This window comes from Proteus sp. G2674 (assembly GCF_009915195.1).
Lineage (GTDB): Bacteria > Pseudomonadota > Gammaproteobacteria > Enterobacterales > Enterobacteriaceae > Proteus > Proteus mirabilis.
The window spans coordinates 123,735-146,393 of the sequence record NZ_JAABLS010000038.1 but is presented as its reverse complement, the minus strand read 5'-3'; the positions used below and the strand labels follow the sequence as shown (position 1 = coordinate 146,393).

Genomic DNA, 22,659 nt, shown 5'->3' with positions numbered 1-22,659 from the left:
CACCAAGAAAAAAGAGATGATGTTATACCATCATCTCTTTTGTTTTTATGTAATAGGTGAAATTACCTTTTACCTAATACGTGTAAGAAGTGAATATGTTTTTCATACTGATCGAGAATGTCATGAATAATTTGTTCTTTTGTCCAGCCCATGACATCGTAATCTTGCCCACCTTCTTTGAGATGAATTTCAGCGCGATAGTATTTATGCTCTTCATCTTTTTCTTCATCCGTTAAGCCTGCTAGCGCGAAAGCGGGTTGAGTATAGAATCGTAATCGTACTTCATAAAAGAAGTTCATATCCTCACCTAAGTCCACTTCAAAGCCGATGCGATCTTCTTCTTCGTCATGGATATAGCATTGAATACCTTGTTTGCTTAATTCTGCCGACACCATTTCCATGGAAGGATTAACGACTTCTTCCATAAAACGTTTTACATGTGAACGTTTAGGAAAATAAGCAATATTTCTTAATCGACGTTGCCAAGGAATAGGATTACGGCTAGCCGGTGGGGCGATAGTCGTCATCTGTTGGCTATCTCGCTTATAAACATCCACTCGCAATGCCTTAATTAATCCATAAATTGATGCCAATAGCACGATGGCAAATGGTAACGCACTGGCAATGGTGACAGTTTGTAATGCTGATAAACCTCCTGCCAATAACAAGGTAATGGCTGAAATACCCATTAATGCAGCCCAGAAGATACGTTGCCATACAGGGGTTTCTGAATCTCCTCCTGATGCTAGGGTATCAACCACCATTGCACCGGAGTCTGCTGAGGTGACAAAAAAGACAATGACCATCAGCATTGCGACAAAGGAAAGCACTGATGAGAATGGAAAATAATTTAAGAATTCAAACAGTGCTAATGACACATCTTGTTGTACTATATTCGCAAGAACTTCAGCACCTTTATCTTTAATTAAATAGATAGCGGTATTACCAAAGACAGTCATCCAAAGTAAGGTAAAGCCAGCTGGAACAAAGAGTACGCCGACAACAAACTCACGAATAGTACGACCACGGGAGATCCGTGCAATAAACATACCGACAAAAGGCGACCACGATAACCACCAGCCCCAATAAAGCAGTGTCCATCCACCTAACCAATCACTTGATTTTGGCTCGTAGGCATAAAGATTAAACGTTTTACTCACTATTTCTGATAAATAGCCCCCTGTATTTTCAACAAACGATTTTAAAATCAATACAGTAGGGCCAAGAATAATGACTAATAAAAGAAGAATAACGGCTAAACCAAGGTTAAGCTCGGATAAAAAACGGATACCTTTTTCTAATCCAGAGACAACCGAAATAGTAGCAAGCCCGGTGATAACAACAATTAAAACCACTTGCACGGTTGGATTAATTGGAATATCGAATAGATGGTTTAAACCGGCATTAACTTGTAGAACACCAAAACCCAGTGAAGTTGCGACACCAAATACGGTGCCCATCACAGCAAAAATATCTACCGCATGCCCAATAGGGCCATAAATACGGTCGCCAATGATAGGATAAAGGGCGGAACGTAACGTTAATGGCAAACCATGACGATAGCTAAAAAACGCCAGAATTAATGCTACGATGGCGTAAATAGCCCAAGCATGTAAGCCCCAGTGGAAGAAAGTCAAACGCATAGCTTCTTTGGCGGCTTCAATCGTCTGCGCATCCCCTGTGGGCGGCATTAAATAGTGCATAACGGGTTCTGCGACACCAAAGAACATCAGCCCAATACCCATACCTGCTGAAAACAGCATCGCGAACCAAGCAAAATAGCTAAAATGTGGACGAGCATGATCCGGGCCTAATTTTATTTCGCCAAAGCGCGATAGCCCTAAATAAGTCACACTCAGCAAAACCAATGCTACGGCTAAAATATAAAACCAGCTCGCGTTGGTGAAAAGGTTTTCCTGAAGGTGCCCTAGCTTGTCATTAGCGAGTTCAGGAAATAGCGCTGAAAACCCTACGACGAGCATAATAAGTATTGCGGAGGTGTAAAATACGGGAGGATTAATTTTCATCCTAATTTTTTTTGGTGTGATTTCATTTTGTTGGCTCATAGTTAACCTATTTTTGTTATTTTTCTTAGACAAGACTTTTCGATATTGCAATCTAGCATGTTAGTGGTATCGCTAGGAAAGAAAAGTTTGTAAGAAAATTTGAATAAAACATCAGATGATCTTGAAGCTTTATAAAAGAACGGAAATAAATTATATTTTTCCGTAAGGTGAAGAAAATTACAATTAAATCAATTCATTATCATATGTTTTTAGTCAGCGTCTTGACGCTTTAATAGGTTTCTCCTGTTGAAAAAAGGATAGTATGGTTACATTTTTTGCTTAATCGATCAACTCCTGTTTGTTTTTTGCACAAAAAAAGCCAGTAAAATATTACTGGCTTTTTCAACATCAAAATTTCTGAAATGAAATTATTTATTATCAGCCTTTAGAGAATCAATTTTTTGCTTTGCTTGATCGGTGAGCTCATCGGCTTTATCAAGCGCTTTATCTTTAGTATCTTGCGCTTGCTGTTTTACATCATCACTGGTTTTAGCCGCATCTTCTTTTAGTTGCGCTGCTTTGTCGCTAGCATTTTGTTTTAAGTTATCTGCAGTGGTATTAGCGTTTTGTTTCACTTCTTCTGCTTTACTAGCCAGTTTGTCACTTTCATTATTTAAACTTTGTTTGATTTCATCTGCTTTTGCACTTGCAGAATCTTTTAGTTCATCTGTTTTTTGTGCAATGCTCTCTTTTAATGCATCGGTTTTTTGATCGGCTTGTGCTTTAAGCTCTGCAGCTTTATCTTCAGCTTGCTCTTTTAGCTTGGCCGCATCTTGTTTTAATTCGTCAGCTGTCGCTGATGCACTCTCTTTTAAATCAGCCGCTTTTTCTTTAGCTTGATCTGTTAATTCTTTTGCTTTGTCTTGAGCCGTTTCATTTACTTGGGTTGCTGTCTCTTTTGCTTTATCAATACCTTCATCCACTTTTTTCGATGAATCATCACAACCTGCTGTAATGGTAACAAGACCTGCTAGAATTAAAGATGCCAGTAATTTTTTGTTCATGTTTCTCTCCAGAGAATGTATCCAAAACATATCGATGATATCTCGCATAACTAGTATTAAAAGCGAGAGGTTATTGAGTTGATATTTTATATATTATCTTAACTCCCAATAAAATAAGTATAGTGAGAGTCTGAAAATCAACAAGGTTAAGTATATTAAGTGATTACCACTAGTCAAATATATTAGATTTGTAAGGTTAATATCTGTCAGATTTCTCTCAATGGTATGTTTTATGCTTTATAATTACAGTGTGAATCGTTTTGCAAAGGTGCTTAAGAAATGGAATATTATCTGCTTGTGGTTATCAAGTTTATTATTGGTTTTACAATAATTTTGGCTCATATGAATATTTCAGGGAAGACACAACTCTCTCAACTAACTCCCATTGATTTTATTGGTAATTTTGTTTTAGGGGGGATTATGGGAGGGGTTATTTACACAGATGCAATCCCGCTTTACCAATATGTTATTGTCTTTTTGATAGGTGTATTTTTTATTTCTTTTCTCAATTATATCAGTAAAAAATTTAATTTTTTCCGAGCAGTAGCGATAGGAAATCCGATCCCGATTATTAAAAAGGGAAGATTTATTATGGAAAACATTACTGAGAAGAAAAATAAGATTGATATTCTTAATATCACCTCTAGGTTACATGCCCAAGGAATTCATTCTTTTCAAGAAGTTAATTATGCTCAAATTGAACCTGATGGACAAATAACGGTGGTGTGTGATGGTGCTAAAATGCCCTCTATCATTATTATGAAAGACGGAGTGATCAGAGCTTCTGAACTTGAGCAGATAGAACGAGATGAAAATTGGTTAAACGAAGAGATGAAAAAACAACATATAGATAACCCAGAAGATGTTTTTTTAGCCGAATTTTGGGATGGTAAAGTCAATTTTATTTTGCAAGACGGTAAGATCAAACACGATTTCATTCCGACTGCTGAGTAGCAATATCCTGTGAAAAAATAAAAGCAACGATTAATACTATCTCAAGAGTCGCTATCGTTGCTCTATTTTGATTTGGTATTAGTTAAAGTTTGAATGTCTCAAAATCACTGGCGATTTGTGTATTATCAAATACAGTATGACATTCCGCTAATAGCTCGGGGGTTTCTTTAGGTGAATAGCGACTACTGATATGGGTAATGATTAGTCGCTTAGCATTCGCCTTTTTGGCTAACTCAGCTGCCTGTATGGTACTTGAATGTCCACGACTATTGGCTTTATCAGCCATGTCATGTTTAAAGGTTGCTTCATGGACAATAACATCGGCATTCTCAGCGAGTTTAACTGCATTAGGCGTTGGTTGTGTATCGCCAAAAATCACAATACAACGGCCTTTGATCTCTGTGCTTAGATAATCTTTTCCATCTATGATCCGTCCATCAGGTAGTGTAACGGTTTTCCCTTGTTTTAATAATTTATACCAAGGGCCTCTAGGGATATTCTCTGCCTCTAGCTTGTCAGCATTGAGTTTACCTGGTTTATTGTCTTCTTCTAGACGATAACCAAAGCAGGGGACAGGATGTGATAATGCGCCACAATTTACACGTATACCTTCTTCTTCAAAAAGAAAACCATCTTGTTCTATTTCAATAATATCTAAAGGGTAAGTGAGATAAGATTGGCTTAATGTAAGGGCTGTTTCTATAAATGCCTTAATGCCTGTAGGCCCATAAATGGTTAACGGGTTTTCTGTGCCCCCCATTGAACGGCTACAGAGTAGTCCGGGTAAACCAAAAATATGATCACCATGTAAATGGGTAATAAAAATCTTATTAATGCGTGATAGCTTTACATGGCTATGTAAGATCTGATGCTGGGTCGCCTCTCCACAATCGAACATCCACAGACTTTTTTGTTTATTTTGTAAATCAAGTACCATACTGGTGACGTTGCGATCTTTAGAAGGTACGCCTGCATTAGTGCCTAAAAAGGTAAGTTCCATAATGAAATCCTGATCTCCATGGTGAATTTTTAACATTCATCTTAATCGTAATGGTATCTAAACTAAATAAAATTCTGCAACAGTGATTAAGATAATCTTCTTATTAAAGTTGATATGAATAATAGTGTGAATAAAAGATAATATACTTTATTTACTAAAATTAAATTTCTCTGATTAACGATTTAAATGTATCTGTTTTTATACAAATAGAATGAATGGGGCATATTCTTAATTTGTTTCTTTTTTTTAATAAAGTTTAAAGTTCTTATTGAAAAAATAAAAAAAGTAAAATTTAAATTATGATTTTTTGAGTAAATAAAAAATAAACATATCTTACAAATTGAAATACTTTTTGTGTTTTTTTTACAATTTTAGTTTTTAATTTTTATCTTAAAAAGTTGTTTTGTTAATATAATGTAATGATATTAATTCTGTCTAATCAGAAAATATTCCATTATGAAGGTTTAATTTCTATATAGTTCTTTTTTATTATTTGGTTACAGCATTATTTAATTTTATTATGTCTATTTCTTAGCAAGTTAATGCTTTCAATTTTCTAATTAATTTCTTGTTTTTCATGCTGTTAAATTTAACCGCAATATTTCAAAATAACCTTTTAGTTTTAAATTCCATTAAAAATAATTTGTTGGTTCTTTATTCTGAAAAATCATCGTTATTGAACAATAAAAGTTATAATATTGTATCTTTTTTGTACTTATATGTAAATTTATGGTTATTTGTTTTTTTGTTATAATATTAAAATAATAAAATTTATTTCTATTTATAAAAATATGTTTCCTTCAATTTTTTACACTTTATATCTAAGTGTTTTTTATTTAAAACTCTATAAATATTCTTTTTATGATGCTATTTTTGGTTTTTTTATCTAATTACTTATTTTGGGGGTAATTATAATTTGCGTAAGATGAAAAAAAATTCAATTAATATCAGTGTATTAATAAATATATATTTAATTAAATTTATCAGGTTTGACTTAAATAAAGTGGCAGAGAATAATAAACCCAACTTGATATGAGCGTTATCTAATTTCGGTTGTTAATTATTATTTATTTTATGTATTGATGATTAATTATAGAGATTAATTTTTACAATATATCAAGATATACCAAATTCATTGCGTATCTTATTCATAAAAGAGAAGTGTATCGCCTGTATGGGATTATTTTTCTTAATTGAATGTTGTTGCTTTTATACTTTATTTAACTTTTATATTTTAGGAAAACAAAATGAAATTAAAAAAACTGCATTTAGTTTTAGGGTTAGGCTTATCTATCATTGCGGGCTCTGCATTAGCGGCAGATCAAGGGCATGGTACTGTTGAATTCTATGGTTCAATTATTGATGCTCCTTGTTCTATCGATCCTGATTCAGGTGCTCAACGTATTCCATTAGGTCAAGTGTCATCTAGCGCACTGAAAGACGGTGGCCGTAGTGCATCAAAAATGTTTAAAATCAAATTATTACAGTGTTCTACTGAGACATATAAAACAGTCAAAACAACCTTTACCGGTGCTGAAGCTCCTGATGTTTTAGAGGGGGCTTTAGGTATTGAAGGGATCGCCAAAAATGCAGCTGTTGTTATCACCAATGCAGGTGGTGAACAAATCAAATTAGGTCAAGCAAGTGCCGCCCAAACATTGAATGACGGTAACAATGACTTAAATTTTGCCGCTTATTTACAAGGTTCTTCCTCAAAAGCTGCTATTCCTGGTGATTTTACAGCAATAGCCACTTTTGCTTTATCTTATCAATAATAGTCGTCAAATAAAGCTTTGTATAAGGATATACAAGGCTTTGTTAATTGATGAGCTTTCTTATCGTTAGGACACTTTTGTCATCGCGCTAGATATCGATGGTGAGTAATAGTAAAACGCGCTCTTTTTATAAATACAAAAGGATTATCAAACATAGTGATATTTCATCCGTAGGGGCATTACTGATAATTGACTGTTTTGGGCTCGAATATCACTAAATGGATTAGTTAGGTTTACTTATGGCTAAATTATTCAAGACGATTGATTTAAATGTTAAACATAAAAGTAAGCAGTGCAGAGGTCGTTCTGCTACCACACTGATCTATTTCGTGATTATAGGGATGGCAAGTATTGCCAGCGATTCATTTGCTGTTAGCAAAGATATTGAATTTAACTCAGATATTCTTGACTTAAAAGATCGAGGAAATATTGATTTATCAAGCTTTTCCCGAGCGGGATATATTACTCCTGGCAAGTATGAGTTAATTATTAATATTAATAACAATGAATTAAGTGGAACTTATCGTGTTGACTATATTGTGCCCAAAGATGATCCCAAGGCAAGCGAACCTTGTATCTCACCTATATTAGTTAAGCAGTTTGCACTCAGACCAGAATGGTTAAAAAAGTTAACTTGGAAAGATAAGGGTAATTGCCTTAATGAGGCATCGTTACCAGGTATGAGCCTGAGGACAGATTTAGGTAGTGGGGTTTTTTTTATTACTCTTCCTCAAGCTTATCTAGAATATTCATCACCGAATTGGGAGTCGCCTTCTTTTTGGGACGAAGGTATTGCTGGATTATTGTTTGATTATAACGTTAATGCCAATGTCAGAGCGCCTAGTGATGGCAAGCAGAAACAGCAGATCACCGCAAATGGTACGGCGGGGGCAAATTTAGGTGTTTGGCGTTTTCGGGCAGATTGGCAAGCAAGTTATGAGCACACTACAGGTGTATTGCATAGCACAGAAAATCACTGGAATTGGGATCAATTCTATCTTTATCGAGCGATAACGAAATGGGGCACCCGTTTAGTCATGGGGGAGACTTACTTACGTTCAAACCTATTAGATAATTTCCGTTTTACGGGAATAAGTTTACTTACGGATGAGCAAATGTTACCCCCTAATTTACGAGGTTATGCTCCAGAGATCACAGGAGTTGCAAAAACGAATGCAAAAGTCACCGTGAGTCAACAAGGACGGATTATCTATGAGACACAAATCGCGCCTGGGCCATTTCGTATTCAAGATCTGCATGATGCGGTAAGTGGACGCTTGGATGTTCGTATTGAAGAGCAGGACGGAACAATACAAGAATACCAAATTGATACAGCCAATATTCCTTATCTTACAAGACCGGGACGCCTTCAATATAAAGTATCTGCGGGTAAGCCTTCTCGATTAGATCATAAAACTGAAGGGCCTATTTTTGCAATGGGAGAGTTTTCTTGGGGAGTGAATAATGGTTGGTCTCTTTTTGGTGGCACTTTAGTTTCTAAGGATTATAACTCGGCCTCGCTAGGTTTTGGACGAGATCTAATGATGTTAGGTGCTATCTCTTTTGATACGACTCATTCATGGGCAACCTTCGCTAATGAGAATAAACACTATCATGGCAGTTCATATCGAATTAGCTATTCAAAGCGTTTTGAATCTATAGATGGGCAAATCACTTTTGCAGGCTATCGATTCTCTGATCGTCATTTTATGAGTATGGATCAATATTTAGATAGGCGTTATCGCTATGGCGCACAAGAAAATAATAAAGAGCTTTATACCCTTACACTGAGTAAACAATTTCCTCAATGGGGACTTAGTGCCTATATAAATTATAACCATCAAAGGTATTGGGATAGACCGAATAACGACTATTACAACTTCTCTTTATCAAAGTATCTCGCTATCGGGAAGTTTAAAAACATTAACATTAGCTTATCCGCTTATCGTAATCGTTTTAATGGCAATCATGACAACGGCGTGTATTTCAACATTAATTTGCCTTGGCGTGATAGAGCAACGATAAGTTATAACTCGGTCATAAATAAAGAAGGTAACTCACATAATGTCAGCTATTTCGATCGCATTGATGATAACAATAATTATCGTCTAAGTGCAGGAGTTAGTAGTCGAGGTAAACCATCGGCTGATGGTTTCTTTACACATTATGGTGATGTTGCTTTAGTAACGGCTTCAGCCAGTCATATTAACGGCGACTATACTTCGGCATCTTTATCTTTCCAAGGTGGGGCAACATTAACCACTAAAGGCGGGGATTTTCACCGTAGCAATATGCCGGGGGCAACCCGTTTGTTAATTGATACTCAAGGTGTTTCCGATGTCCCGGTAAAAAGTCTTAGTGCCATATCTCATACCAATATTTTTGGCAAGGCGGTGATCCCCGATATTAATCACTATTATCGAGGCAGTGCTTCTATCGATCTTAAACAGCTACCAGACAATGTTGAAGCACTACGTTCTATTCATCAATTAACTTTGACTGAAGGCGCTATTGGCTATCGTCAATTTGATGTGATTGCCGGACACAAAGCGATGGCAACAGTACAGTTGGCTGAAGGAGGCGTTCCGCCATTTGCAGCGACAGTAACAACGCTTAATGGTCGAGAATTAGGTGTTTTTAACGACGGTGGAAAGGTTTATTTAAGCGGTATTAATTCAGGCGATGTCTTATATGTACATTGGGATGGTAAAAACCAATGCCAATTATCCATTCCTAAATTGGCGGATACACAACTGATCACATCACTGCTTTTAACTTGCTTTCAAAGAAAGCCGACTATTTCAACATCATTCCTAGAAACAGATAAAACGCAAGCATTACCTCAACATTCATTTCTTAGTAAATAACGCTAAGTAATAACAATAATTGATTGATAGAGAGAAGAGTAATTAAAGATGATGGCATCTAAACATTTATTTATGGTAACTACCACCTTATTAACTGGAATGGTGTTTACGTCGCAAGTTGGTGCGACAATCGCTTTAGATCGTACACGTATTATTTTTAATGGTGCTGATAAATCAGTAAGTCTGAGTATAAGTAATCAAAACAAAGAATTACCTTATTTAGCTCAAGGTTGGCTAGAGAACGAGCAAGGAGAAAAAATAGAAACACCTCTTATTGTATTACCTCCTATTCAGCGTATTGAACCTGGGAATAAGAGCCAAGTGAAAGTGCAATCATTACCTGATATTGCACAACTACCTCAAGATAGAGAGAGTGTTTTTTATTTTAATTTACGTGAGATCCCTCCACGTAGTGATAAACCCAACGTATTACAAATTGCACTACAAACGCGGATAAAATTGTTCTATCGACCAAAATCTATTTATGCCACCCAAACTGATTTAAGTAATCCATGGCAGGAAAAAATTACCTTAACAAAGCAGGGGGAGAGTTATGTTGTGCATAATCCCACACCCTATTATATCACTATTGTTGATGGTCTAACGGATCTGAAAGGGAAAAGCTTAGAAGGATTTACCCCTATCATGGTAGCGCCTCGAGGGCAGGAAAAACTCAATTTAACGGTTTCTACGCTGGGGGCTTCTCCGGTATTAAGTTACATCAATGATTACGGTGGTCGTCCAAGATTGAAATTTAGCTGCGATAGTCGTGAATGTAAGGTGATAGAAACAGACCAAGGAAATTAATAGGTATATTTATGAAACAGCAGATTAATAAAAATAGTCTTGTATCAATATTGGTACTATTGAGCTTTTTTATCACAACAAATGTAACTGCTGTGACACCGGTTTTGTCAAGTACGGGACTATCACAAAATTCTCCTATTACACCTATTTATCCGATCCCTATCAATATAAAAGGGTACGTTATCGCTCACCCTCCTTGCATGATCAATGAGGGCAAAACGGTAGAAGTGAATTTCGGTGATGTGCTAAGTACACGAGTTGATGGCTTAAATTACAAACGTCTGGTTGATTATCATCCAAGTTGTGAACAAATGCCCATTAATACACTAAAACTTTCTGTCGAGGGGAATGGTACTTTTTTTGATGCCAATGCATTAATGACCAATATTACCGGATTAGGTATACGTATTTTGTATCAAAATAAACCACTTAAGTTAGGGCAGGCAATTAATTTTACTTATCCCGATTTCCCTGTATTGGAAGCGGTGCCTGTGCGTGATTTTTCTACTCTTCTTGTGGGAGGAGACTTTTCTACCACAGCGACATTGCGCATGGAATATCAGTGAGGAGATAACGGGAATGTTTAATAAACAGAGGATATTCTTTTTCATAACGTTACTTTCATCATTTTCATTAATGGCTGATGAGACGGCAAATAAGGCGACAATCACTAACAGCGAAAATAATTTGAGGTTATTTGGCACACTATTTATTCCCCCTCCTTGTGTGATCCAAAACAATGACATGATTGATGTTAATTTTGGTCACCAACTGGGAACGAGTCGCATCGATGGCATTAATTATACAAAGACCGTCAATTACACGTTGCAGTGTGAAGAAAATGCAAAAGGTTGGGCATTAGGTTTATCCATTATCGGCTCTGCAAGCCAATTTGATGCGGCTGCTTTACAAACCAATATAACGGATTTAGCCGTACATCTCACGATAGATAGTGAGCCATTTATTTTAAATAAACGGTTTGTTATTACCTCTGATAAACCGCCGATTATTTTAGCTGTGCCTGTAAAAAAATCAGGAAGTACCTTAACAAAAGGTGCATTTGAGGCAACAGCAACGCTACTTGCTGAATATCAATAGGAGTATCGGGATGATATTACAAAGATTATCTCTGAGTACTGCAATCTTTGCCACTGTGATAGCTATGGCTAATGCTGATCCTAATATGCGTTTTCATGGTGAGTTAATTGATGAGCCATGTGTAATAAAACCCGGTGATGAAATTATTGTCATCACGCTGGATAAAGTGACTGATAGTGCTTTTTACAATGGAGTAGAAAGAACTAAAAGCCAGCAATTTGAGATCCATCTATCGGAGTGCGATCTCTCCATGAATAACAAAGTTTCCATCACATTTAAAGGTGATGAAAATAAGGCGATGGCAGGGAAAGGTTTTCTAGCATTGAGTCCAATAAGTCGAGCCTCTGGTATTGCTATTGGTCTAGAAGATAGCGATGGAGTCCTCTTACCCATTAATCAGCCATCGAAAAATATGGCTTTACTTTCAACTAATAACACATTGAGGTTTAGTGCTTTTATACAAGCAGAACCTACTGCAATTGCTAATCAATCAATAAAACGGGGGCCTTTTAGCGCCATTGCTACATTCCATTTAAATTATGACTAATGTTGACTTGAGGTTTATATGCTTATACCTAAGCGCCAATTAATCTTTTACTTATTTACTAGCATGTTGATATATCCAGCTTCCTCTATAGCCGCTATTTTTTCTTATATTACAGAATCAAAACCTGTGGGTAATGAGGGGACAGGGGCTGATTACACTTTTATTATCCAACGTTGGGATCCCGAGCCACCAACGGCTTTAAATCCTTGTTATAAAAAAAAACCTTGTTATATAACCATAAACCATCGTCATCAGCCTAACCAGTCTGGAGGTTCAGCGACCAGAACTATTTTAAGTGATGGGCATAAATATCGAAGAATGGAAGATCTACGTATTGCTGTTATGAAAGAATTAGGAGGATTCCCTTATGGCCCAGGAGTTGCCATTCATCGATATGTTGATACATCAACCATACAAGAGTGCGTTGGTATATTTTATCAGCCAAATGCTTATGGTTTTGCTGAAGATGGCTATTTATTACCGGGTTCTATTTGTGCAATTGCTCCCCCTCCTGTTGGGCATTGTGATGTGTTAGCCCATTCTGTTGAGTTGGATTACGGCAATGTGGGGGAAAATGAATTAGACAATGCGGTTCGTTCTCAAACTGTGAATGTGACGTGTAATCGTGATGCCTCTTTACAGGTTGTTGCAACAGGAATGAATAATCGTCAAGTCCCACTACGTAATGACAATAGCTTATATGCTGATTTATATATTAATGATAAATCTGGCGAAGAGGGAGAGGCTATCTTTGTCGCTAAAGGCAAAATGGTTTCTATACAAGTGAGTTCTAAATTGAGAACCAATGGACATGTTGCTCCAGGGTACTTTTCTGGCTCTGGCGCGTTGATTCTAACGTTACCATAATAATAAAAGGTTGAAATATCATGGTGAAATATCGTCGTGCAAATATTGATGTCAATGCACTGGTAGGTAAGCGCATACAAAAAAGGCGTAAAGAGTTAGGTTACACAGGTAGCCAATTGGCGGCAAAACTAGGGGTTAGCCAACAACAATTCTCACGCTATGAGCGAGGGTTAAACAAAATAGATCTTACTTATCTGGTGCTATTAGCTAAGTTCTTAAACACACCCATTTACTGGTTTTTTGAGGACTGTATTACTTCAACGTCGGTCAAAAGTGGCAAACCGCTAAGTCGACGAAGCAATCTTTTAGCCAAAAAAGCACTAGACGCATTTCTGTATTAACCTTTACCTCTTACAAGAAAAAGTCCTTAAATAAGCAACCTATTTAGGTCAGGCTAAGGGGATGTTTTCCCTTAATGATCGCTATAGCGATATTGACTGTCGAGTTATGTTGCACTCATTAGGCTTGCAATCACTATCCCTAAGCGAGCTTAGATGGGTAGTGATTGCTTTATGAGCATTATAAATGTGTAGAAAGAGACGAAAAAATCAGAATTAATTGTATTTTGAATATATCTCTTATACTAAGTTAAATTATTAATGATAAATCTTTTTAATGTTTTTCTGTGGGTAAATGGATACCTTCTAAGATAGAGTCTATTGGAATAAAAATGATTATATTTCAAAAAAAATTAGTACACCAAATATGACCGGGTTTATTAAAATCAAGTATCATTAATTAATTCTTTATTAAGATTACTATCGTGATTATTTATATTAAATGATATAATTTTTAATATAAATCCTAATTTGAATTAAAAAGAAAAAAATATCTATATTCTTATTGTAAAATAAAACGTACTCAATTATTGATATTAACTTTTTAAGTAATCTATTAATAAAGAACTATTGTGAGTTTCGCGTTTCCCACATATTGATAAATCGTTTTGAGTTACTTGCTGTATAAATAACCGTATGGGAAATATTGCGATGGCCTAAATAGTCTTGAATTAAACGTGTATCTCTGCCTAAATCCGCCAGTGCGTAGCCACAGGCGTGGCGTAACATATGAGGGTGTGGACTAATAGAAACATTGGCTTTTTTACCTAAACGGCGTAATAACCCATAAACTTGTTGACGGGAAATTGGTCCCGTTTTTTGTGATAAAAATACCCATTCAGAATCTGATTCTCTCCAGTTTTCTCTACTTTTCAACCAGTTGCATAAGGCTTCATATTCCTCATCAATAATAGGTTGTGTTGTTGAAAGCCCACCTTTTAAACGCCTGACATAGAGTATTCTACTTTCTAGATCAATATCGCTTAATGTTAAATTACATAGTTCGCTAACACGAAAACCATGTAAAAAACACATTAAAAACATACAGTAATCTCTTTCGGGATACCTACCTTCCTTAGCTTGCTTTAAAATAGCGTTCACTTCAAAACGTGTAAGAAATTTACGTTGCTTCATTTTCGTAACCTTTTCAATTAGATAATAAACAACAAAAGTCAGTTGCAGCATCACTATAGCAAGTAATATGCATCAATAAAGGGTTGTGTTTTTTTTATACTTTCTTTTTTACTCGTTAATTTTAAACAAGTTTATTGAAAGTTTGCCAATTTTTAGAAAACGAAAACCATTGATAGGTAAGAGAAAGGAGAATAGCAGGTGATATTTACACCTATTTAGAGAAACAATCAAAATACACCAAATTGTTTACTATTATTCTCCGGCTTCTAACTTAAGTCAAATATATTATTGGGTATATATTCTTAATTATTTAACATATTGATATTAAACAATTTTTTAAAAAATCAAAATAATTTATTACTTTGTGCAAAACACTGAAATAAATTTTTTTACTTTTTTAACAAACTATAGTATTTGCACTTAGAATTATATAATCTTTTTCCTAAATTTTAAGATGAAAAAATCTAAATAGTCATACTTGCAAGATGAAAATCTTTAACTAAACAATTTGGTGTATTTTGTTTCGTTTCTAACGATATTTCGTGGCGTTTGAAGTGGACTTAAATATACCAAAATTCCCGAGCTCAATAAATGAGCCATTCAATTAGGAATAATCCAATCCTAAATGAATTAATTATTTTAGATGTCTTCATCCTTTATATTTCAGGAAACAAAAAGATGAAATTAAATAAATTAGCTTTAGTTCTTGGTTTAGGTTTATCTGTTGTTGCGGGTTCTGCTTTAGCAGCAGATCAAGGTCATGGTACTGTTAAATTTGTTGGTTCAATCATTGATGCTCCTTGCTCAATTACTCCTGATACTGAAAATCAAACAGTTCCACTAGGTCAAATTTCTACTGCTGCATTAAAAGATGGTGGCCGTAGTAATTCTCGTGACTTTAAAATCTCTTTAGAAAATTGTACTACAGAGACTTACAAAACTGTTCAAACAACTTTCACTGGTTCTGAAGCAACTGAAGTTTTAGAAGGTTCTTTAGGCATTGAAGGTATCGCTAAAAATGCAGCTGTTGTTATCACCGATGCGGGTGGTAAACAAATCAAATTAGGCACCCCAAGTGCTGCTCAAAACCTGCGTGATGGTAACAATGATCTGAACTTTGCTGCTTATTTACAAGGTTCTGCATCTGAAGCTGCTGTTCCAGGTGACTTTACTGCAATCGCAACTTTCGCACTGACTTATCAGTAAGAAAAAATAAGTTCTGTACAAGGAAGTACAGAGCTTTATTCCTGTCTTTACTTTTAATGATTTTTCTTACTAACGGAGAAAAATATGAATCGCAAGATGGCACCACTATTGCTATGCCTTGTTGCCAGTTTAGTGACTGCGCCAACGATAGCCAGTGATGTAAAACAAGATAAAAACATGCATCAGCGATTTGGGTGGCTCAATCTACAAGGAACCATATTAGAGCCGTCATGTGCAATATCAGCGGGAAGTAGTGATCAAGTGATCCCGCTAACGACGGTATCTATCCCAACGTTAGTCACTGAAGGTCAAGGACCGATTGAATATTTTTCTATCAGATTAACGGACTGTACGCTAATTAGCCAGAAAGGGCAAGAAGCGGATAATCCACGTTTTATCGCAACGTTCGATGGTCCTTCTAATGGAAATGGCAACTTTGAGTTATCCGGTGAAGCCAAAGGTGCTTCATTAGCGATAGCGGATCGTTATGGTCGACAAGCTATTCCAGGACAACCCCTACCGCCCGTTGGCATTGATTCGCAGTCAATGGCATTGCTGTACCAAGCTCGAATAGTCAAAAACAACGATACGCCAAAAGCGGGGAATTACCGTACGACGCTGCGCTTTAAGCTGGAATACTATTAAATGGATCAGGGTTGGATAATTTATGGTTAGATCATTCAAAACCGTTTGTTTAGAGAAGCGAGAAAAGAGAAAAAAGCATGCTATTCGGCCTGTTGCTATATTGATCTATTTAATTGTTACTGGGGCATCCAGTCTTTCAAGTTCAGCTTTAGCGAATAGCGATATTGAGTTTAATGCTGATATTTTAGATCTTAAAGATAAACAAAATATCGATTTATCTGATTTCTCTCGAGCTGGCTATATTATGCCAGGGCGCTACGAATTTGTTGTTCGTATAAATAATAATGAACTTCCCGATATCTATAATATTAATTACGTTGTACCTGCAGATGATCCCAAAGGAAGTGAACCTTGCTTACCTCCTGAATTAGTTCGTCAATTAGGGCTAAAACCGGAGTGGCTTGATAAAATTCGTTTTAACGATAATCAAACTTGCCTTGATACATCATCTATTCCCGGAATGACAATAAATGCCAGTTTAGGTAGTGGTAATTTATTATTAACGATACCTCAAGCTTATTTGGAGTATTCAGCACCAAACTGGGATCCGCCTTCTCGTTGGGATGACGGTATTTCAGGGATACTTTTTGATTATAACGTTAATGCCAATGTGACTGATCCTGCTAAAGGGAAACAACGTCAGCAAGTGACGGGGTTAGGTACTTTAGGGGCGAACTTAGGTGCTTGGCGTTTTCGCGCTGATTGGCAAGCGAGCTACCAACATACGACAGGGATCCCTCAAAGTACAGAAAACAGCTGGAAATGGAATCAATACTATCTCTATAGAGCTATCCCTCAATGGGAAGCGCGCTTTGTCATGGGAGAGACTTACTCGCGCTCCGATATTTTTGATAGTTTCCGTTTTACCGGGGTTCATCTCGCAACTGACGACAATATGTTGCCACCGAATTTACGTGGATATGCGCCAGAAGTCACAGGTGTAGCAAAAACCAATGCCAAAGTGACAATTAGCCAACAGGGTCGAGTGATCTACGAGACGCAAGTTGCTCCAGGACCATTTCGTATTCAAGATATTAATGATGCCGTTAGCGGTAAATTAGATGTACGTGTCGAAGAGCAAGATGGCTCTGTACAAGAGTTTCAAATGGATACGGCAAGTATTCCTTATTTAACTCGACCAGGACGAGTGCAATATAAATTCTCGGCAGGTAAACCTTCTAATATTGACCATAATACCGAAGGCCCCGTTTTTGGTATGGGTGAATTTTCATGGGGGGTGAGTAACGGTTGGTCACTTTATGGGGGATCAATTGTTGCAGGTGATTATAACGCCTTGTCTGCGGGTATCGGCCGTGACTTGATGGCTTTTGGTGCGCTCTCTTTTGATGCTACTCACTCTTGGGCAAAAATTCCACGTGATGATAAGCGTTATAACGGTGGCTCTTATCGATTAAGTTATTCAAAACGTTTTGAAGCTATTAATAGCCAAGTCACCTTTGCTGGTTATCGCTTCTCAGAACGCGACTTTATGACCATGGATCAGTATTTAGAGCGTCGCTATCGCGATGGTAATGCTGATAATAACAAAGAACTTTATACCATTATGTTTAGTAAGCAATTTCCTGACTGGGGATTGAGTACTTACTTAAACTATAGTCACCAAACATATTGGAATAAGCCAACTAATGATAATTACAACTTATCGTTAGCGAAAAGCGCGGATATTGGTCGTTTTAAAAATATCAATTTTAGTCTCTCCGCTTTCCGTAATAAATTTAATGGCACCAATGATAATGGCGTTTATATGAATGTCAGTATGCCTTGGGGTGATCGTGCGACCATCAGTTACAACACTGTCATTAATAAGAGCGGTAACTCTCATAATGTCAGCTATTACGATCGAATTGATGACAATAGCAGTTATCGTGTTGGCGCTGGGGTAAGTAGCAATGGTAAACCTTCAGCCGATGCTTATTTTATGCATTATGCTGATGCGGCCTTAGTCACCGCCAGTGCAAGTCATATCAATGGTGAATATACCTCTGCCACTTTATCGCTACAAGGTGGTGCCACACTTACGCCGAAAGGTGGAGCATTACACCGCGTTAGTCGTACAGGTAGTACTCGCTTACTTATTGATACAGACGGTATCGCTAATATTCCCGTGAAGAATTTTGGTGCGATTTCCCATACCAATATGTTTGGTAAAGCGGTATTGCCAGATATTAATGATTACTACCGTAGTAGCGCGAGTATCGATCTTAATCGATTACCTGAAAATGTCGAAGCATTACGCTCAATTCAGCAATTAACCCTAACCGAAGGGGCGATTGGTTACCGTCGATTTGATGTTATCGAAGGGCAAAAAGCCATGGCGGTTATTCGGTTAAAAGATGGAACCTTCCCACCATTTGGCGCCAGTGTCACAACAGAAAAAGGGCGTGAGTTAGGCATCATTAATGATGGTGGAAATGTTTATCTAACCGGTATTAATACCGGGGATGTATTGAGTGTTCGTTGGAGTGGTAAAGAGCAGTGCAAAGTACTTATTCCAACATTGGTGGAGAATGTGCAAATTTCATCACTATTATTGACCTGTAGTGATGATGGCACAGCAACCTCTACTTTCAATCAAAGAGAAGTCTCCTTACCTAAAACGAAGTTTCTATCTCGTTAAGGTTAAGGAACAGGAAATAAAGATAAAAACAACTTCAGACAAAGAGTAATTAAAGATGATGTTATTAAAACGCTCATGCATTGTTGCAACCACTTTGTTAATGGGAATGGCATTTACTCATCAAGCTGTTGCTGCCATTGCGCTAGATCGAACTCGTGTCATTTTTAATGGTGCCGAAAAATCGATTAGTTTAAATGTCAGCAATCAAAATAAGGACTTGCCTTATCTTGCTCAAGGCTGGATGGAAAATGAAAACGGCGAACGTATTGAAAGCCCACTGATTGTTTTACCCCCGATCCAACGTATTGAACCGGGTGATAAAAGTCAGATTAAGGTGCAATCATTACCTGATATAGCCAAATTACCACAAGATAGAGAAAGTGTTTTCTATTTTAACCTACGTGAAATTCCACCACGTAGTAATAAGCCTAATGTACTGCAAATTGCATTACAAACGCGGATCAAATTATTTTATCGTCCTGCATCAATCTATGCCTCGCAAACGGATTTAACCAATCCTTGGCAAGAGCAGATCACTTTAACTAAAAAAGGTGATCGCTTCGAAGTGAATAATCCAACGCCTTACTATGTGACATTAGTCGATGGATTAACCAGTTTGAAAGGAAAAAGCTTGGATGGCTTTGAACCATTAATGATCGCACCTAAAAGTAGCGGCACGATAAATCTGAGTGCTTCCATGTTTGGTGCTTCACCGGTATTGAGCTACATCAATGATTATGGCGGTCGCCCTCAGATGAAATTCACCTGTAGTGGCAATCAATGCAAAGTAACAGAAACGGCAGCTGGAAACTAAATAGGTCTGATTTATGGTTATGGAACAGTGGTTTAGCCCAAGCAAGGCAGTGTTGGTTTTTATTCTGGCAACATTTACTGGAGGCCTGAGTTCTACTGCTGTTGCTAACTTACCTGCAGGAGCAGTAATAAGAGCGACCCCCGGGATTGTTTATATCAATATTACTGGAAACGTCATTGCTCCACCTCCTTGCTTAATCAATGACGGCAAGATGATCGAGGTGAATTTTGGCGAAGTAATGAGTACGCGTATTAATGATAGCAATTATAAGCAACCTATCGAATATACCGCGACTTGCCAAAAAAGACCGACTAACGCCATGAAAGTCTATATAACAGGTAATGCAACAGGGTTCGATAGTAATGCCCTACAAACTAATATTACGGGATTAGGGGTACGCATTCTTTATCAAGGTAAATTATTAGGATTAGGCTCAGCGGTTAAATTTACCTATCCCAATTTGCCTAAACTAGAAGCGATCCCTGTGCGTGATAATAGAGAAACACTAGTTGGTGGAGATTTTGTTGCCAATGCCACACTTCATGTAGATTATCAGTAAAGGGGCAACACGATGAATAAATTGCAATCTATTTGTCTGATTATATTACTAAATTCTACAGCAGTAATGGCGGCAGACTCGCCTAATTTAAAATTATTCGGAACATTATTAGTGCCACCTCCTTGTGTTATCAGTAATGACGAACGGATTGAGGTTTTTTTTGGTAAGAACGTCGGTATTAATAAAGTTGATGGTATTAACTATACCGAATCGGTGAATTATACCTTGGTATGCGACGCTAATTTAAAAGGCTGGGATTTGGGATTATCAATTATCGGACCTAAAACCCAGTTTGATGAGGCGGCGTTGCAAACCAATATTCCCGATTTAGGTATTCATTTAACTCAAGATGGTAAGCCTTTTAAGCTAAATGAGCGTATTGCGATTTCACCAGATTCGCCTCCGGTTATTCAAGCTGCTCCAGTAAAAAGACCGGGAAGTACATTGCCTGAAGGGGCATTTGAAGTCTCAGCCACCTTATTAGCAGAATACCAATAGGAGCGTTTTGATGAAAATTAAAACATTATCGATCCGGTTCATATTGGGTCTATCTGTATCAATAGGGTTAACTTCAACGGCTTTTGCAATACCAGACAACCTCTATTTTCACGGCATATTAGTTGATGAGCCTTGTACCATAAAACCGGGTGATGAAACCGTGGTACTCGATTTTGGCAATATTCCTGATAAAAACCTTTATGCCTATAAAAGAACGCCAAGCAAGTTATTTCAATTACGTCTGTCAGAATGTGATCTCTCAATCGGTAAAAGCGTCAAAATAACCTTTAAAGGAGAGGAAAATCAAGCAATGGCAGGAGAAGGATTTTTGGCAATAAGCCCGGGCAGCCAAGCTTCAGGCATTGCGGTGGGATTAGAGTCTGAAAATGGTAATGCTCTACCTATAAATAAAGAAACAGACAAGATGTCATTAACTGCGGGTGACACTATTTTGAATTTTTATGCCTTTATTCAAGGTGAGCCGGATGCGATTGCGAATAAGTCGATTAAACGTGGTCCTTTTAGTGCAATAGCCACCTTCTATTTGAATTATGACTGATAATGAAGATTGAGGTTTTACATGTTTATATTTAAACGATTTCCGGCGATATTTATCTTAATAGCGGGGCTTTTCTCAGCACCTGCGATGGCCTCTATTTTTTCTTATATAACAGAATCAACAGGGACACCTTCTAACGCCACTTATACTTATGTTATTGAGCGTTGGGATCCAGAAACCTCAGGAATATTAAATCCTTGTTATGGCTGGCCTGTGTGTTATGTCACAGTAAACCATAAACATACAGTAAATGGTACTGGGGGAAATCCTGCATTTCAGATTGCTCGAATTGAAAAGCTACGTACTTTAGCTGAAGTTCGTGATGTAGTACTTAAAAATAGATCATTCCCTATTGAAGGGCAAACCACCCACAGGGGACCTTCATTAAACTCTAACCAAGAGTGTGTGGGATTATTCTATCAACCGAATTCAAGTGGTATATCACCACGAGGAAAACTCTTACCAGGTTCACTATGCGGTATCGCACCACCACCAGTGGGTGCTTGTAAAATATCTGAAGGTGCGGTGAACCTTAACTATGGTGATATTGATGAAGCTAGTTTAAGTGGTGCTAAGCGCTCTGAAACAATCAATGTAACCTGTAATTTAGCAATGAAAGTGTTGGTTATCGCATCTGGCTCTGATAGTGGGCGGGTACCTCTGCGTGCAGATAAGAGTTTATATGCTGATTTATATCTAAACAATTATCCTGGTGAAAAAGGCGTTACGGTAAATGTTCCAGCAGGCGGTTCAGCGCCAGTCTCTGTGAGTTCAACGCTACGCACGAATGGACGGGTAGCTCCTGGTCGTTTCTCCGGTTCCGGTTCAATTATTTTAACCATGCCTTAATCATGATAGTGGGTGAATATTATGATGATGAATTTTGATTTTGCGAATATAGATGTAAATGCTTCTGTAGGTAAAAAGATCCAAAAAAAACGTAAAGAGCTGGGTTATACCGGTATGCAGCTGGCTAAAAAAATTGGTGTCAGCCAGCAACAGTTTTCTCGCTATGAACGAGGTATGAACAAAATAGATCTCAGACATTTAGTGTTGTTAGCTCTCTATTTAAATACACCCATTTATTGGTTTTTTGAGGATTGCTACGTAAAAAAGCCTTCATTAAATAATAAAGGAATAGATAAGCGCAATTATGTTATTGCTCAAGCAACACCTGATGCTTTTCATTATTGATATTAAGTCGATATGACATATTGATGTTTTGCTAGATATTACATTTCTTTGATTGATTACCTTATTGGTAGGGCAAGGGCAACCTTGCC

At 37.1% G+C, this 22,659-nt stretch carries 22 protein-coding genes; 18 read left to right on the top strand and 4 right to left on the bottom strand.

Annotated elements, in window-relative coordinates:
• Window positions 1-62 precede the first annotated feature (62 nt).
• Complete coding sequence (gene betT, locus GWI58_RS15015; RefSeq protein WP_004244946.1) at window positions 63-2,066, bottom strand: choline BCCT transporter BetT; 2,004 nt, start codon at window positions 2,064-2,066, stop codon at window positions 63-65.
• A 368-nt stretch (window positions 2,067-2,434) separates the two neighbouring features.
• A complete protein-coding gene (locus GWI58_RS15010) occupies window positions 2,435-3,070 on the bottom strand; it encodes a hypothetical protein (RefSeq protein ID WP_237611712.1) in 636 nt (211 codons plus the stop codon).
• 279 nt (window positions 3,071-3,349) lie between these two features.
• Between GWI58_RS15010 and GWI58_RS15005 the strand changes: the two genes are divergently transcribed.
• Window positions 3,350-4,024: a DUF421 domain-containing protein gene (locus tag GWI58_RS15005; protein WP_017628305.1), complete on the top strand. Its 675-nt coding sequence runs from the start codon at window positions 3,350-3,352 to the stop codon at window positions 4,022-4,024.
• 82 nt (window positions 4,025-4,106) lie between these two features.
• On the opposite strand, the gene rnz is transcribed toward GWI58_RS15005, so the two are convergent.
• Window positions 4,107-5,024, bottom strand: coding sequence for a ribonuclease Z (rnz, locus tag GWI58_RS15000; protein ID WP_094959608.1), 918 nt, complete (start codon window positions 5,022-5,024; stop codon window positions 4,107-4,109).
• 1,247 nt (window positions 5,025-6,271) lie between these two features.
• Between rnz and GWI58_RS14995 the strand changes: the two genes are divergently transcribed.
• From GWI58_RS14995 to GWI58_RS14960, 8 genes are all read left to right on the top strand, one after another.
• Entirely contained in the window at window positions 6,272-6,799 is a 528-nt protein-coding gene (locus GWI58_RS14995; RefSeq protein ID WP_004244940.1) for a fimbrial protein, read from the top strand.
• A gap of 239 nt (window positions 6,800-7,038) precedes the next feature.
• Window positions 7,039-9,666, top strand: coding sequence for an outer membrane usher protein (locus GWI58_RS14990; protein ID WP_094959609.1), 2,628 nt, complete (start codon window positions 7,039-7,041; stop codon window positions 9,664-9,666).
• Window positions 9,667-9,714: 48 nt separating this feature from the next.
• Window positions 9,715-10,473: a fimbria/pilus periplasmic chaperone gene (locus GWI58_RS14985; protein WP_004244938.1), complete on the top strand. Its 759-nt coding sequence runs from the start codon at window positions 9,715-9,717 to the stop codon at window positions 10,471-10,473.
• Window positions 10,474-10,484: 11 nt separating this feature from the next.
• Window positions 10,485-11,039 carry a fimbrial protein gene (locus GWI58_RS14980; protein ID WP_004244937.1) on the top strand — a complete coding sequence of 185 codons (555 nt, stop codon included), beginning with the start codon at window positions 10,485-10,487 and terminating at the stop codon, window positions 11,037-11,039.
• A 13-nt stretch (window positions 11,040-11,052) separates the two neighbouring features.
• On the top strand, window positions 11,053-11,571 hold the full coding sequence (locus tag GWI58_RS14975; RefSeq protein ID WP_004244936.1) for a fimbrial protein: 519 nt from the start codon (window positions 11,053-11,055) through the stop codon (window positions 11,569-11,571).
• A 10-nt stretch (window positions 11,572-11,581) separates the two neighbouring features.
• Window positions 11,582-12,118 carry a fimbrial protein gene (locus GWI58_RS14970; RefSeq protein ID WP_012367529.1) on the top strand — a complete coding sequence of 179 codons (537 nt, stop codon included), beginning with the start codon at window positions 11,582-11,584 and terminating at the stop codon, window positions 12,116-12,118.
• An 18-nt stretch (window positions 12,119-12,136) separates the two neighbouring features.
• Window positions 12,137-12,985, top strand: coding sequence for an MrpH family fimbial adhesin (locus tag GWI58_RS14965; protein ID WP_094959610.1), 849 nt, complete (start codon window positions 12,137-12,139; stop codon window positions 12,983-12,985).
• A gap of 20 nt (window positions 12,986-13,005) precedes the next feature.
• Complete coding sequence (locus tag GWI58_RS14960) at window positions 13,006-13,326, top strand: helix-turn-helix domain-containing protein (protein ID WP_004244929.1); 321 nt, start codon at window positions 13,006-13,008, stop codon at window positions 13,324-13,326.
• 564 nt (window positions 13,327-13,890) lie between these two features.
• Here GWI58_RS14960 and mrpI read toward each other — a convergent pair.
• Window positions 13,891-14,457 (bottom strand): phase variation DNA invertase MrpI, encoded by a 567-nt coding sequence (mrpI, locus tag GWI58_RS14955; RefSeq protein ID WP_004247323.1) that lies wholly within the window; start codon window positions 14,455-14,457, stop codon window positions 13,891-13,893.
• Window positions 14,458-15,135: 678 nt separating this feature from the next.
• Here mrpI and mrpA point away from each other — a divergent pair.
• The 9 genes from mrpA (at window position 15,136) to mrpJ (ending at window position 22,570) form a co-directional block, all read left to right on the top strand.
• On the top strand, window positions 15,136-15,663 hold the full coding sequence (mrpA, locus tag GWI58_RS14950; RefSeq protein ID WP_004247325.1) for an MR/P fimbria major subunit MrpA: 528 nt from the start codon (window positions 15,136-15,138) through the stop codon (window positions 15,661-15,663).
• A gap of 96 nt (window positions 15,664-15,759) precedes the next feature.
• Window positions 15,760-16,308: an MR/P fimbria assembly terminator MrpB gene (gene mrpB, locus GWI58_RS14945; RefSeq protein WP_023843516.1), complete on the top strand. Its 549-nt coding sequence runs from the start codon at window positions 15,760-15,762 to the stop codon at window positions 16,306-16,308.
• A 22-nt stretch (window positions 16,309-16,330) separates the two neighbouring features.
• On the top strand, window positions 16,331-18,946 hold the full coding sequence (mrpC, locus tag GWI58_RS14940) for an MR/P fimbria usher protein MrpC (RefSeq protein ID WP_049197759.1): 2,616 nt from the start codon (window positions 16,331-16,333) through the stop codon (window positions 18,944-18,946).
• Window positions 18,947-19,001: 55 nt separating this feature from the next.
• A complete protein-coding gene (gene mrpD / locus GWI58_RS14935) occupies window positions 19,002-19,760 on the top strand; it encodes an MR/P fimbria assembly chaperone MrpD (protein ID WP_004244924.1) in 759 nt (252 codons plus the stop codon).
• A 13-nt stretch (window positions 19,761-19,773) separates the two neighbouring features.
• Window positions 19,774-20,319, top strand: coding sequence for a fimbrial protein (locus tag GWI58_RS14930; RefSeq protein ID WP_004244923.1), 546 nt, complete (start codon window positions 19,774-19,776; stop codon window positions 20,317-20,319).
• 12 nt (window positions 20,320-20,331) lie between these two features.
• Entirely contained in the window at window positions 20,332-20,817 is a 486-nt protein-coding gene (locus GWI58_RS14925; RefSeq protein ID WP_161769314.1) for a fimbrial protein, read from the top strand.
• Between the two features lie 10 nt (window positions 20,818-20,827).
• Window positions 20,828-21,376, top strand: a complete 549-nt coding sequence (locus GWI58_RS14920; protein WP_041701024.1) for a fimbrial protein — start codon at window positions 20,828-20,830, stop codon at window positions 21,374-21,376.
• Window positions 21,377-21,397: 21 nt separating this feature from the next.
• On the top strand, window positions 21,398-22,225 hold the full coding sequence (gene mrpH / locus GWI58_RS14915; protein WP_004244918.1) for an MR/P fimbria adhesin subunit MrpH: 828 nt from the start codon (window positions 21,398-21,400) through the stop codon (window positions 22,223-22,225).
• Window positions 22,226-22,246: 21 nt separating this feature from the next.
• Window positions 22,247-22,570 (top strand): transcriptional regulator MrpJ, encoded by a 324-nt coding sequence (mrpJ, locus tag GWI58_RS14910; RefSeq protein WP_004244917.1) that lies wholly within the window; start codon window positions 22,247-22,249, stop codon window positions 22,568-22,570.
• Window positions 22,571-22,659: the final 89 nt, after the last annotated feature.